A 14,469-nucleotide genomic window follows, 5' to 3' on the forward strand; every position below is an offset into this window, starting at 1 on the left:
ACTTTATGGCTTTATATTAAAATTTTTGAATTATTTCAATTCAACCGAATTTATACTAAGTTTCCAGCAGCCTCATTTTTTAGCGCACTACCACCTTCTTCACCGTCCTGATATCTCCGCTTTTTAATTCAAGCAAATAAAGCCCGGAAGCCCAGTTTATAGTCGAAATTTCTTTTTCCTGATTTGCATTTACATTTATATTTTGAAGAATCGCCTGTCCGCCGACTGTGAGCACACGCAAGGTGGCCTTTTTTGAAGAAAGTATTTTAATATAGTTATCCGCAGGGTTGGGATATACTTTTATAGTATTTTGAATACCTGGTTCTGTACCTGTAACCGTTACAGGCAGAATATTGGTAAATAATTTAAGCCCGCCGGCATTATTTCCAACTGCTACATCGGGCTTACCGTCCCCATTGAAATCCGCAACAGCAGCGGCCAGATAAGTACCCGCTATTGGTGAAGAACTTTTACCATTCCGGTCAACCAGCAGACTGTCACGCTTGGTCCATTTGCCCCATTCAGCTCCATGAAATATCCTGATCATACCGGTGTGGTCAACAGTGAGAAGCTCCGGATAGCCATCCAGATCAATATCTGCAACAGCAGGCTGAGAAAACCGGCCTTCAAAACTGAACGAAACCCCTGCAAAAGCACTTGTTTCCAACTTAAATGTAAATTGTTTGTTAGTGCCCGAATTACTGTAATAATTGATATTTCCCTGCGGTTTCCCTACCAGTAAATCCAGGTCACCATCACCATCCGAATCATAAAAAAACGGTGAATCTCCAATTTGCGCTTCTACGGGCATGGTAATTAAAATGGCCTCTGCAGGATTTAACTGAACCGCTCCTCCTGCCGGGCCCTTATTGGGGATATATCTGTATTCAGGTTTTAATGTACTGCTGGAAATTGCCTGAAAACCAAGGTCAGAAATGCCGTCTCCATTAAAGTCAGCCCATTGCGGTTTGATGTTGTACAAGCCCAGTGAAGCACGGATGTCCAGATAATTTTCAGAGGTCAGGTCATATTTTGGTTCCTTCGCATTACCTACGTTTGTAAATAACCAAAAGCCTCCGCGGAATCCTGTTGCTCCCTGAATCCCACCTGTTCCAATAATCATATCAAGATCTCCGTCGCCATCTATATCAAAAAATGAAGGTGCTGCATTTTCTCCCACATCAATCATCTGATCCTGCAAAAAATTCTTTTGTACAAGCTTTAAATCGACATTCTCAGATGTACCGGAATTGTGATAGAACCAGTTTGATGCTTTAAAATCCACCAGGTTTGCAACATTTGAAGAAACGCTGGGTGCAGTAACCAAATCCTTAACACCGTCAAAATCCATATCTTCCATAAATGCTGCCGGAAAAATATAGAATCCCACCGGATCGACTGTCGGATACGTGTTGGTAAAACTGGTAAAATTGGCCAATATTCCTTCAGCAGAATTTTGCAGAAAAGAAATATGCTGATTGCTCACATGCCCAACCAAAAGGTCTCTTTTATTATCGCCATTCAGATCTTGCAGTAATATTGAATTCCCGGCATGCATAACCCTTCCTCCCGGATTCAGTACCACACGGCAATCATCTCCTAAAACAAAATCCTCACCATTGTCTGCTTTATGAAAATTCCCCCAGCAATCGCCGTTCCTGAAAAAAACAGGGCTTTTTGCACGGCCCAGACTATCAGGAACACCAAATTTGTCCATGCTCAGATTTTGGTGCAATTCAATAAAATTACCCGAAAAATCGAAGGTAAGTACATCCAGGTCACTGTCTCCGTCAATATCAATAATCGCCGGAATATCGGTACCTGATACCTGAAGATTGATATCACCCGAAAAACCCTGCGTATTCAATGCGTCTCTTTCCAGCTGCCACGAAAAATTATTTCCTGTTTTTACCTGACGATAAACCGTAATTCCCAGGGATGTACTTGCAAAAAGATCCTTTAAGCCGTCACCATTATAATCTGCAAGTATCATCCAGTTATCCATTTTCGGAAACAAAGCTTCGTAATATGGGGCATGTAGAAATGCTTTTTTTGCAGGATCAATAGGCGAAACTGCTGCAACAAATGTTGTGATTTTGCTATTGGTGCGATCAAAAACTATGAGATCTTCAAGCCCGTCATTATTGAGATCCATTTTCAAAAACTGAGATGCGTTTAAACCGCCTGCCCATGGATTTAGAAGGTTTATACCATTCGAAGAAACAGTAATAGTTGAGTCCATCCGGAACCAGGATTGCTGCGCATTACTTTTTGTGTGAATGCATATACAAATCAAAAAGAAAAAGCAGGAGGTAAATTTCGTTCGCATCGTTGAAGAATAATCCGTTAATTTTGTCTGTCCACCGGGTCTGTGTAATGGATTTCTTAAACCTAACGAAATAAGAAACCATTTGATTGAGCCCAGAGCACAAAGTTTATCCAACCTTATATATTTTCTCATGTATACCCCTATTGAAACGCTTTACGATATTTATCTGAACGGAGCCAAAATTTGTACTGATACACGCCAGATTACTCCCGGGTGTATATTTTTCGCACTTAAAGGAGATAAATTCGATGGCAATCAATATGCAGAGCAGGCCATAAAAAACGGCGCAGCCTATGCAGTAACAGATGATACTTCACTGGGTGAAAACCTGCGTTTTTTATTGGTGGAAGATGTGTTATTAACATTACAGGACCTTGCAAGGCAACACCGCAAAACTTTTACTTTCCCGGTAATCGGACTAACGGGCTCGAACGGAAAAACAACCACAAAAGAACTGATAGCAAAAGTGTTGACGATGAAGTTCAATACTTATGCTACAAAAGGGAATCTCAATAACCACATTGGTGTGCCGCTCACCATTCTTTCGATTGACCGTGAAAAACATGAGATAGCGATTGTCGAAATGGGTGCGAACCATCAGGAAGAAATTGCTCTTTTGTGTACTATCGCCCAACCTACACACGGACTCATTACCAACATTGGAAAGGCTCACCTGGAAGGTTTCAACGGAATAGCGGGTGTTATTAAAGGCAAAGGAGAATTGTATGATTTTCTTTCCAAAAAGAAGGGTATCGTTTTTGTCAATGCACAGAACGACATACTGATGGAAATGGTCAGTAAAAGAAGGGCATTTGGTGAAATTATTTTTTACTGTTCGGAATCCAGCGCGGTTAGCCCTGAATTAATCCAGGAAAGTCCGGTGGTGATATATAAAGGAAACAACCAAAGAAGGGTAATTACACATTTGCCGGGAAGTTATAATTTTGATAATATATGCGCCGCTTTGGCAATAGGAAAGCACTTTGGAGTAATTGACGAAGATGCCCATGAAGCAATTGCTAATTACCAACCGGATAACAACCGCTCTCAGGTCGTAAAAAAAGGAAGCAATACGATTATTATGGACGCATACAATGCTAATCCTTCTTCAATGGCTGCCGCTGTTGACAACTTTGCAAGACTGGACGCGCCAAAAAAAATGCTGATCCTGGGCGATATGTTTGAATTGGGAGACGCCGCTCCGGAAGAACATCTTGCATTGGGAAAACAAATTGCCGGTGAAAATTTTGATATCGTGATTTTAGCAGGAAAATTAATGCAGGACGCATTGCCTGCGCTTCCCAAAGCATATTATTTTCCTGATAAATTTTCCCTTCATAACTGGGTGATGGATAATCCGCAGGAAAATACGCATATTCTCATAAAAGGTTCGCGTGGTATGGCGCTGGAATCGGTATTAAGCCTGATGAAAGACTAATATTTATAATTACTTTAATTATTAGTATAATGATATAGTACAAATTTATGATCTTATAAACAAAATTTATAAGATTGTGTTTTGAATAGAAAAACCTAAATTCATTTGATTAGAACAAGTCTTTCCAACAATAGTACCACGTTCATATTTGGCTTGAATGACGTTAGCTAGTAAGTTTGTCATCATAATAAAGTACAATTTACAAACGAACAGGCAATCATGTCAAATAGACTATTATCAGTGGGATCATCATTCCCGGAATTCAAAAAAACATCAGTAGTTTCTCTTGAAAAAGGAAATGAATTTTATGATATTACTTCAGAAGATCACAAAAATGCTGAAAAATGGATGGTAATGTTCTGGTGGCCAAAAGACTTTACTTTTGTTTGTCCTACTGAAATTGCTGAATTCAACAAAAAAAATGAAGACTTCGCAGATCGTGATGCAATCCTGATCGGTGCGTCTACTGACAGCGAAAACGTTCACCTTGCATGGCGTAAAAGCCACGACGATCTTCGTGATCTTCAATTCCCAATGCTTGCTGATACTTCAAAATCTCTGGCTGAAGAACTTGGTATTCTGGAAGCAAATGAAAAAATTGCATATCGTGCTACCTACATCGTTGATCCACAAGGAATTATTCGTTGGGTATGTGTAAATGACCTTTCTGTTGGCCGTAACGTTGACGAAGTTCTTCGTGTATTAGACGCTCTTCAAACAGATGAACTTTGCCCATGTAACTGGGTAAAAGGCGAAGCTACTTTAGCGTAGTTTTTTAGTTTATGAGTTTAGAGTTCATGAGTTTAAAGTACGCAGACTTTGAACTCTAAACTCATAAACCCTGAACTTCTGAAATCATAAACTTCTCCCCCACTTCTAATCCTACTAAAATGTATCCATTTGCAACAACAGGGAATACGAAAGATTCTCTGTATAAAGAAGTTAATCTTCCTGCTGAGTTTGAAAGCGTAATGATTAACAAACTGGCGGCGTTGGACCACCGTTATCTGAAAGACCTTAAAATCAATATTGGCAACGTTCTTAAATCTCAGAATATCAATCGCAAAGAAGCACTTCTGATTGCACTTTCGGTGGCTATTAATGAAAAAAATGCAGCTGTTATTGCTGCTATTGAAGAACTTGCAGTAAATGAAGGTGCGGAAGAAAAAGAAATCGCGGAAGTTACTGCCTGTGTTTCTTTAATGAATGCCAATAATGTGTTCTACCGCTTCAGACACTTTATGGACAAAGAATTTTACAACAATGCTCCTGCCGGTATCAAAATGAGCATTATGGTAAATCCTGTATTGGGAAAAGAGCTTTTTGAATTGTTAAGCCTGGTAGTTTCTGCATTGAACGGCTGCGAAATGTGTGTTACTTCACATGAGCAATCTGTATTGAATCATGGCGGAACTCAGGCTCGTATCTTCGATGCTGTAAGAATCGGGGCTATTTTCAAAAGTTTTACTGTTCTAGCCTGATGAGACAGAAGGATATTTTCGAATAACTGAAAACTAGTTTAATACTGCCAGTCATTATTAAAGCCCTGGAGCGTGGTCATTTGGCCACGCTTTTTTTAATGTGCAGGCTCGATTTATCAGATAATAAATTTATTTTTATCCATATTTGCCGGATAAATGGCTTTCTGGCAGCACCAGGCTGATACCCCTCTTATTGTTTGATTAAATGGAATTTAAGCTTCTCAGAAAAATTGTTTTTAAGGTTTTATTGCTGGCGATTATTGTTTTTGGCTTTATTGAATTGTCTTATCGTGTTATTACCGCAGGATGTGCCAAAAATGCATTTACAGCTGCTCTGGTAGACAAACACCATTACGCCAATTCAATTTCTACCCCAAAAATAGTTCTGGTTGGAGGTTCTAATCTGGCTTTTGGCATTAATTCAGCAACTTTAAGAGAAAGAACAGGATTGCCCGTAGTGAACATGGCCTTACTTGCGCCACTTGGAATTCACTTTATTTTGTCCGATGCAGCGGCGTATGTAAAAAAAGGTGATATAGTAATTATGTCATTTGAATACAACATTACTGTAAACGGGGATATAGAATCCCAGTTGTATGTTGCAGATTTTACACCCGAAGACGGGCCTTTTGTTACCGATACCTCAGGATTAACCGGCAAGTGGAAATCACGTTTATTACATCGCCTGCATGCTCCTGCAAAAATTGAAACAGTTTTTGAAAAACCTTCTGTTGACGATCCTTACTCTATTTATTTCCGTGGTGCATTTACAAAAGAAGGAGATATCGTCAGTCAGCTTAATAACTATAAAGGTAACGTACATGACGGAAACGGGCCAATTTCCACCTTGCCCTTCAGGAAACAAATTGAATCAATGAATGCTTTTACAAAACAATTTGAAGACAAAGGTGCCAGAGTATTTTTCCTCTATCCCACGGTAGCAGAAAGTTTTTACCAGAATGCAACTACCGCAATCTATGACCTGGACAAGAATTTCGATAAACATCTAAAAGCCCGTATACTATCCAAGCCACAGCAATCGGTTTACGCCGACAGTTCATGTTTTGATACCGTATTTCATTTAAATGGACGTGCCCGGGATATTCATACAGAAAAGGTTGCCAGTGCATTGCTTGCCATTGGTATTTAACTAACTCAAATTAACTGCTGCGATGTTATTTAATTCCATTGAATTTCTGATCTTCTTTCCTGTTGTTACAGTTCTTTTTTTCCTGGTAAAACATCAATACCGCTGGATATTACTTCTTGCGGCAAGCTGTTACTTTTACATGTGGTTCAGGCCGGTTTATATCCTGATACTGGCATTTACAATTGCAATCGACTATTATGCAGGAATACTGATAGAGGAGTCGGCTGCCAGGCGGAAAAAGTGGTTTTTAATATTGAGTATTGTTGCAAATGTTGGCGTGCTGGCGGTTTTCAAGTACTATAATTTTTTCGCTTCGGTCGTTAATACGCATTTTGATACATATTCACCATTACTGAATATTCTGCTTCCGGTTGGGTTATCTTTTCACACCTTCCAGGCCATGAGCTACACATTCGAGGTTTACCGGGGCAATCAGAAAGCTGAGCGTCATTTTGGGATTTATGCATTGTATGTTATGTTTTATCCTCAATTGGTTGCCGGACCAATCGAACGCCCCCAGAATATTCTTCATCAATTTTACACCAAACATTATTTTGATTACGACCGTGTTAAAAGCGGCCTTATTTTAATGGCTTGGGGTATGTTTAAAAAAGTAGTTATTGCCGACCGGCTGGCTGTATTTGTAAACCAGGTTTTTGATCATCCTGCCAACTATTCAGGACCTTCGGTTATTACCGCATCGGTCTTTTTTTCTTTTCAGATATTCTGCGATTTCTCAGGATACTCAGACATTGCTATTGGTTCAGCCCAGGTAATGGGTTTTACGCTCATGAAGAACTTTGACCGGCCCTATTCTGCCAAAAGTATATCGGAGTTCTGGCGAAGATGGCACATTTCTCTTTCATCCTGGTTCCGCGATTATCTGTATATTCCTCTGGGTGGTAACCGGGTAAGCAAGCCACGTGCTTATCTTAATCTTTTTATCATTTTTCTTGTAAGCGGATTCTGGCACGGAGCCAATTGGAATTATATTATCTGGGGAGCATTACATGGTTTTTATCTCATTTTTGCACTTCTTACCCTGAAACCTAGAATGTATTTGTTATCAAAAAGCGGGATTGCAAGGTTTTCCTGGTTTAACGATTCATTACAAACCATTACCACATTTGCCTTAGTCAGTTTCGCCTGGATTTTCTTTCGCGCAGATTATTTAGATACAAATGCTATGTGGAACCTGGTTAAAAGCACCGGAAAAGGCTGGCCAACATTTCAGGAATTTTTCACTACCGAATATTTTATGGAAAACATATGCCTGGGTCAGCGCCGCAGGGTGTTTTTTACAGCAATAGGGCTCATTTGCTTTATGGAATTCATTCATCGCTTACAAAGGAACAGGAGTTTAAGGTTGTCCATATCTTATCAGCCAATATGGATACGGTGGACAATTTACTCTGTGTTTTTACTATCCATTTTATATCTTGGGGTTTTTAATAATACGCCACAATTTATATACTTCCAGTTTTAAGGTGCCTGATTTTCAGTCAATAAAATATAATCATGCCCTCAGTTTTCTATCATTTAGAAAAAGAATATAATTCCTGTGTAGACAAAATATCTAGGCATAGTTGCTGAAAGGCTGTCTGTTGCTTTAAATTTTAGGATTCACATTCAATTATAGATAGAATATCTGATTTTTAATTCAAAACCCCAATTTTCATCTACGATCATTAATCCTGTTAGTTTTTCTACTTAATTTTGTACCTATTATAAGATATTAAACTAAAATTATAAATAATGGCAACTTCAACCGAAACATACGTTCCTTACAAGGTTAAAGACATCTCGCTGGCCGAATGGGGTCGTAAAGAAATCACATTAGCAGAAGCTGAAATGCCAGGTTTGATGGCGATTCGTGCTGAATTCGGACCATCAAAACCTCTTGCAGGTGCACGTGTTGCTGGTTGTCTTCACATGACTATCCAAACTGCTGTGCTGATCGAAACACTTACTGCGCTTGGTGCAGAAGTTACCTGGTCATCGTGCAATATATTCTCTACGCAGGATCACGCAGCAGCAGCAATCGCAGCGGCAGGAATTCCTGTGTATGCATGGAAAGGCATGAATGAAGAAGAATTCAACTGGTGTATTGAGCAAACACTTTTCTTTGGAGAAGATCGTAAGCCATTGAATATGATCCTTGATGACGGTGGTGATCTTACCAACATGGTTTTTGATGAATATCCTGAACTGATCGAAGGCATTAAAGGCCTTTCTGAAGAAACTACAACTGGTGTTCTTCGCTTGTATGACCGTTTGAAAAATGGTACGCTTCATTTACCGGCAATCAACGTAAATGATTCTGTTACAAAATCGAAATTTGACAATAAATATGGTTGCCGCGAATCACTTGTAGATTCAATCCGTCGCGCAACTGACTTGATGCTTGCTGGTAAAGTTGCGGTTGTAGCTGGTTACGGTGATGTTGGTAAAGGTTCTGCTGAATCACTTCGTGGTGCAGGATGCCGTGTATTGGTAACTGAAATTGACCCGATCTGTGCACTTCAGGCTGCAATGGACGGTTTTGAAGTTGTAACAATGGATGAGGCTGCTACACGTGCAAATATTTTTGTTACAGCAACAGGAAATTACAAGATCATTACTGATCGCCATTTCCTTAAAATGCGCGATAAAGCTGTGGTTTGTAATATCGGCCACTTCGATAATGAAATTGATATGGCCTGGTTGAACGGAACTTATGGCGCGTCAAAATCTCAGATCAAACCACAGGTTGATATCTATTCTGTTGAAGGAAAAGACATCATCATTCTTGCGGAAGGCCGTTTGGTAAATTTAGGCTGTGCAATGGGTCACCCATCTTTTGTAATGTCCTGCTCATTCTCAAACCAGACTTTGGCTCAGATCGAACTTTGGACTAACACTGCTGCTTACGAGAAAAAAGTATACGTTCTTCCAAAAGCTCTGGATGAAAAAGTTGCTGCTTTCCACCTGGCACACGTTGGTGCAAAACTTGAAACACTTTCTGATGAGCAGGCTGCTTATATTGGTGTTACAATCGAAGGACCTTACAAAGCTGATACTTACAGATATTAAGAAAAGAAGGGTTCACGCAGAGTAAAGAGAGCGTCCACCCGGTTTTACGCAGAGAGCGCAGAGTTCAACTTTGCGCTCTCTGCGTTTTTTGCTGTCCTGCCCTGAGTGAAACTTCTTTTACTCTTTCGCAGGTGGTACATATTCCATAGTCCGGGTTGGATATGGGATTGAAATTTTATTCTCATCAAATGCCTTCTTGATTGCTTTTATAGCTACACTTTTAGCTGTACCCGGCCCTATCTTTACCTGATCGATCCAGAATAAGATCTGGAAATCAATACTGCTGTCTCCAAATTTGGTATAATTGAATTCAACCGGCCTGATTGCACTCAGAAAATCAAAATCCTTAATGACGGACGTTGCCAGTTCTTCCACAAGTGTCAGATCGTCGTGATATGAAACGCCGCATTCAAGCAAAACCCTGCGTTCACCGGAATAAGTAAAATTAACAATCGGCTTCTGGAAAATGTCCTTGCTTGGGAGTTCTACCTGCTGTCCGGCAAAATTATCCAGTTTCACCGACCGCAAACCTATTGACTTTACTCTTCCTGTATATCCGTTGGTTTCTATCACATCGCCTACTTTGATCGGCCGCTGAATAGCAATAAATGCTCCCGAAATAAAGTTGGCAGTCAGATCCTGAAAAGCGAACCCGATTGCAAGAGCAAGAACTCCCGCACCGGCAACCAGTGAAGCTACTGTTTTTTCAAGGCCCAATGTCCCAAGCGCAAAAAATACACCGGTCATCATAATAGCAATTTTGGTAATGGTGGATATTAGACCAACCAATGCAATATTGTGAGACGCTCTGCCCAAAATCCTGGATACAATTTTACTGACATAATCTGCCAGATATTTGAAAAATATAAGGATCAGTAAGGCGATTATGATATTGGGCACAAATCTGATACTGGCATCAAACCAATTGTCCAGCTTGGCAGTTATCGGATTTACTATTCTTGAAATTTGTAATAATATCATTTTTGACTTGTTTGATTTTTCTAAATTCTAAGATGGCGCGAACGTTTTTGATAGCGCGAACGTCCCCGTTCGTGCTTTGATGGCTCGAACGTCCCCGTTCGTGACTATTATTGTAAGGCCTCCGGCCTAGATTATTTATCACAATACCAAGGCCGGAGGCCTTACAATAGCAGTCACGAACGGGGACGTTCGCGCCATCAAAAACGCCCGTCGGGAAATTACTTTCCAGACGGGCGTTTTCAAAACTTTGAACCTTAAACTTTTATAAACTTACTCAGACCTTACCCATCACATACATTTCTTCCATGGTTGGGCTTGGATTACCTCCTGCTTTTTCAAGCGTTATGGCAAAAGCAGCAGAGCCGGTTTTTGTATTTTTCATTTTTAGAACTTTGCCTGAATATTGCCCGTCCAGCATGCCAATATCCACCGGCTTACCATCTACGATACTCCACAGCTGATATTGCTTGCCAATAGGAGGAGTCGGAAGATTCTGTACGTCAAGCATCACCTCATTTGTTTGCTGATTCCAGAATGCGGCCACCGAACTTTCCGGGGACTTTTCCAAACCTGCCATCCGAATAACTTTAAAATCGGGATTACGATACATATCGGCTAACAAACCTTTATAATCGTAGTCTTTTTTCAGAATTTGTATATTGGCGGCCATTTCTTCATTCCTCTTATTGAGTTCCGAGACCTGTACCGACGACCATCCTGCAAACAAAGCAAGCAAAACGGAAGCAGCAATAGCCAGCTTAGCCCAGAAAGGTGTTACCTCTCTTATTTCAGGATGTTCAAATGCGCCTTCTATTACCTTGGTTTCAGCAATAGTTTCTGATGGAATTTGTACGAATACACCTTCCCTGATTTCCTTGCTTAAATTTTGTTCAACATCTGTATTTTCAGTGCCGGCTATTTCTTCAGTCCTTGGTTCATCAACAGAATCAAAATTCATTTTTGCAAAAAGTGATTCCTTTAATGAAGCAGGAGGCGCCATCTGATGTTTGAGTGCGTATTCTTCCAAAGCACTTTCGGTCCGCAACAGCTCTTCCTTTATCTCCGGATAAATATGTGACATACACTCCACTTCCTGTTTTTCCTGAGAAGAAACAGTGCCCAATACATACTCCTCTAATATACCGGACTCTATGTAGGCTAAGATATTCATACTGCAAAGTGTTGTTTTAACTCCTGTAACGCTGTTCGGATTCTTGATTTTACCGTACCCAATGGTATGTGCAATTCTTCGGAAATTTCTTCATGTGTATAACCCTGAAAATAGGCCATATCAATTAGAACTTTCCTTTCGGGCCTCAGCATATCGATAATTGCTTTCATTTCCGAACTTGTTGTCTGTGAATCTTCTGATACATCTCTTTCATTCCGGACAGCCACGTTTTCGATATCATCCATTATTGGTTTCCTCCCTTCTACACGTACGGCATCTATTGCACCATTCCGTGCAATGTTCATGATCCATGTAAACAACCTTCCCTTTTCCGGATTATATGAAGCTATATTTTTCCAGATTTTTAAGAAAGATTCCTGCATTACATCGGCCGCTTTCTCCTCGTCCCTCAACGTTTTCGAAATGATATTAAACAAAGCCCCTGAGTAGTGATCGTACAGAAATTCAAAAGCAGTCCGCTCATTTCTTTTCAGAGCCGCTACCAATTCTTCCTCCGAATATTTCACTTTGCTAGTCGCCAAGAGTCGCTTAACAGTTAATTGTAAATTTCTTACTGGCAAGCTAATAAAAATTTCGAAGATCTGAAGACGCGGAAAATAAAATAATGATTCCGTGTAAACATCCGCTGAAACTCCTATCAGGCACAGTCTTGTTAATCTGACATCAAAGTTGCGTGTGATACTAATCATTTTAGTGTGTTTCTATCATATACGATCCCTACACAAAAATGGATCAAACAAGCATTTCGAAAGTGTTTAAATGCAGATAAATGTATGCAGTACAGAGGCAAAAAAATGAATGCAACCAGAATGCGAAGTCAGCTTTTGGTTGTTGTTGAAAAGAGCATTTTATTCTTCGGCAAATTATTATTTCCTCAGTTTTTCAACCTGCCAGTAAGTAAATACCAGAAAAAGTACCATCAGGCTGATCAGATATATTACGTTCCTTGAATCGACAAGGCCTTTTCCCAAAGCGCTGTACTGAGCATCTAAAGCCATCCATGAAAATAACCCGGCAAAAAAGCCGCTTTCTAAAAGTAAAGAAACCGCGCCAAAACCGATATACCAGATAAACCCAAGAAAAACACCTAAAATAAAAGCAACTATCTGATTATCATTGAGTGAAGAGCACCATATTCCCATAGCAACTAATACGCCGCAAAAAAGTATTAAGCCTATATAAGACCCGAATACGGCTGCTGAGTCAATATTACCTTTGGGATTACCTAACTGGTATACACTGATGTAATAGAGTATTGTGGGTGAAATTGTAATTAGTACTAAAGCCCAGTTAGCAAAAAACTTTCCCAGGATCAGGTCGCGGTTACGAAGCGGTTTGGTAAGAAGCAATTCCAGTGTACCTGTCCGGCTCTCTTCTGCCAGCGACCTCATTGTAATGGCAGGGATTAGAAAAAGCAACACATAAGGTGCCAATTTGAAGAAAGAACCAAGGTCAGCATATCCATAATCCAGTATGTTGGAATCAGGAAAAACCCAGACGATCAAACCGACAGCCGTTAAAAAGACAGCCATTACAATATAGGCAATCAGGGAATTAAAAAAACTGCCAATTTCTTTCTGAAAAATTGCTAACACGCTGTTTTAATGAAAATAAATAAAAAGTGATTTTTAACCTAAATAATAATCCAGTGAATATTTTTACTCAAACACCGGTTTTTCTTTACGAAGGATTGCCGAAATAATAAGCGAAAGGATAAAGCCCATCAGTATATACATAAAAACGCCCATAGCAAATGTAATTCCCGGTGACATAAATTTCTGGGAGAGCTCCATGGCCTGATCAATCTGGGAATCATCCATACCTTTTGCTTCCATATCTTCACGGGCTTTATCCATTACTTTTGTCATTAGTTCAGGATCGATGAACCTTATATAAAACATGGTAAACATCGAAGATAGAAAACCCAATACTGCCGATAATAAAGCGCCAAGTCCCAATCCTTCGCCATAGGACATGAAACCTTTATTCTGCTGACGAAAATCTTTCATGGCCAAAACAATCACTACAATCAGAAATACAAATGACAATGTCGATAACAGCTGATTTTGGGAAAGTCCTGTAACATTAAGAATTGTTGTATAAACCATAATAATCACAGCGCCCACAACTCCGAATTTCAGAGCCACACGGGCGGTAGATGCTTTTTCTTCCATTTTAAAAGTTGTTTAGGGTAATTGGTTAGCCACTTAAAACCTGCTTATTTTCAGAATTTTATGAATATAAATTTCAGGTCTATTTGTTATAAATGCCGTAATCCTGTCTTCTGAAAATAAGGGATATGACAAGAATCGGGATAATGCCTAAAATGAACTTCTGAACAATTTCATTTTTAATAATAATAGATGGTTTATTATTTTGCACCACTTTATACATATCCAAAAATTCCGGATCAGTAAGGTAACTTAATTGCGTCTTGCGATCATGATTCAGCAGTTCTAATCCCGCCGAAATATAATCCGTAAAAACACTCGGATCTATATAAGAAACGAATAAGTAAATCAGCCATCCGTTAATGATGGCAGCTACACAAAGCACCACATAACCAATCGTAAGTGCTTCCCATAAATGCAGCAACCCATTTCCAACATTCTTGCGGTAATACCAGCATGCGCCCGAAATTAGAATGATAAAAATCCCCATATCCATTACACGTATATTACTAAGGGGCTCAGCTTTTAAAAAATATAATCCAAGAAAAAATATAAATACCAGCAGTCCCGTAATCAGACCGAAGACCATGGAAACTTTTAGCAGTGGTTTATTAAAATAATCAATTATTTGTTGCATAATTTATTTAAAACGAAA

At 39.6% G+C, this 14,469-nt stretch carries 13 protein-coding genes; 6 read left to right on the forward strand and 7 right to left on the reverse strand.

Features of this window, described 5'->3' with window-relative positions:
- Positions 1-79 precede the first annotated feature (79 nt).
- Positions 80-2,242, reverse strand: a complete 2,163-nt coding sequence (locus KZC02_RS12245) for a T9SS type A sorting domain-containing protein (RefSeq protein ID WP_229254227.1) — start codon at positions 2,240-2,242, stop codon at positions 80-82.
- Between the two features lie 217 nt (positions 2,243-2,459).
- Here KZC02_RS12245 and murF point away from each other — a divergent pair, with 217 nt between their 5' ends.
- The 6 genes from murF (at position 2,460) to ahcY (ending at position 9,470) form a co-directional block, all read left to right on the forward strand.
- The gene (gene murF, locus KZC02_RS12250) at positions 2,460-3,767 is read left to right on the forward strand and encodes a UDP-N-acetylmuramoyl-tripeptide--D-alanyl-D-alanine ligase (RefSeq protein ID WP_221394354.1); all 1,308 of its coding nucleotides are present in this window, start codon (positions 2,460-2,462) and stop codon (positions 3,765-3,767) included.
- A 219-nt stretch (positions 3,768-3,986) separates the two neighbouring features.
- Positions 3,987-4,538 carry a peroxiredoxin gene (locus KZC02_RS12255; protein ID WP_221394355.1) on the forward strand — a complete coding sequence of 184 codons (552 nt, stop codon included), beginning with the start codon at positions 3,987-3,989 and terminating at the stop codon, positions 4,536-4,538.
- Between the two features lie 119 nt (positions 4,539-4,657).
- Positions 4,658-5,248 (forward strand): carboxymuconolactone decarboxylase family protein, encoded by a 591-nt coding sequence (locus tag KZC02_RS12260; RefSeq protein WP_221394356.1) that lies wholly within the window; start codon positions 4,658-4,660, stop codon positions 5,246-5,248.
- Between the two features lie 205 nt (positions 5,249-5,453).
- Positions 5,454-6,398: a hypothetical protein gene (locus KZC02_RS12265; RefSeq protein WP_221394357.1), complete on the forward strand. Its 945-nt coding sequence runs from the start codon at positions 5,454-5,456 to the stop codon at positions 6,396-6,398.
- A 22-nt stretch (positions 6,399-6,420) separates the two neighbouring features.
- Positions 6,421-7,884: an MBOAT family protein gene (locus KZC02_RS12270; RefSeq protein ID WP_221394358.1), complete on the forward strand. Its 1,464-nt coding sequence runs from the start codon at positions 6,421-6,423 to the stop codon at positions 7,882-7,884.
- Positions 7,885-8,153: 269 nt separating this feature from the next.
- Positions 8,154-9,470, forward strand: a complete 1,317-nt coding sequence (gene ahcY / locus KZC02_RS12275; RefSeq protein WP_221394359.1) for an adenosylhomocysteinase — start codon at positions 8,154-8,156, stop codon at positions 9,468-9,470.
- A 117-nt stretch (positions 9,471-9,587) separates the two neighbouring features.
- Here the strand turns inward: ahcY and KZC02_RS12280 are convergent, their stop codons facing one another.
- The 6 genes from KZC02_RS12280 to KZC02_RS12305 all read right to left on the reverse strand — a co-directional run bounded on the left by KZC02_RS12280 (position 9,588) and on the right by KZC02_RS12305 (position 14,451).
- Positions 9,588-10,451 carry a mechanosensitive ion channel family protein gene (locus tag KZC02_RS12280; protein ID WP_221394360.1) on the reverse strand — a complete coding sequence of 288 codons (864 nt, stop codon included), beginning with the start codon at positions 10,449-10,451 and terminating at the stop codon, positions 9,588-9,590.
- Between the two features lie 274 nt (positions 10,452-10,725).
- Positions 10,726-11,622, reverse strand: coding sequence for an anti-sigma factor domain-containing protein (locus KZC02_RS12285; protein WP_221394361.1), 897 nt, complete (start codon positions 11,620-11,622; stop codon positions 10,726-10,728).
- The gene (locus KZC02_RS12290; protein ID WP_229254229.1) at positions 11,619-12,149 is read right to left on the reverse strand and encodes an RNA polymerase sigma factor; all 531 of its coding nucleotides are present in this window, start codon (positions 12,147-12,149) and stop codon (positions 11,619-11,621) included. The genes KZC02_RS12285 and KZC02_RS12290 overlap by 4 nt, the downstream gene beginning before the upstream one ends.
- A gap of 360 nt (positions 12,150-12,509) precedes the next feature.
- A complete protein-coding gene (gene gldF / locus KZC02_RS12295) occupies positions 12,510-13,238 on the reverse strand; it encodes a gliding motility-associated ABC transporter permease subunit GldF (protein ID WP_221394362.1) in 729 nt (242 codons plus the stop codon).
- Between the two features lie 63 nt (positions 13,239-13,301).
- Positions 13,302-13,817 carry a DUF4199 domain-containing protein gene (locus tag KZC02_RS12300; protein WP_221394363.1) on the reverse strand — a complete coding sequence of 172 codons (516 nt, stop codon included), beginning with the start codon at positions 13,815-13,817 and terminating at the stop codon, positions 13,302-13,304.
- A 79-nt stretch (positions 13,818-13,896) separates the two neighbouring features.
- Positions 13,897-14,451: a DUF4199 domain-containing protein gene (locus KZC02_RS12305; RefSeq protein ID WP_221394364.1), complete on the reverse strand. Its 555-nt coding sequence runs from the start codon at positions 14,449-14,451 to the stop codon at positions 13,897-13,899.
- Positions 14,452-14,469 lie beyond the last annotated feature (18 nt).

The organism is Dyadobacter sp. NIV53 (assembly GCF_019711195.1).
In the GTDB taxonomy this organism is placed as follows: domain Bacteria; phylum Bacteroidota; class Bacteroidia; order Cytophagales; family Spirosomataceae; genus Dyadobacter.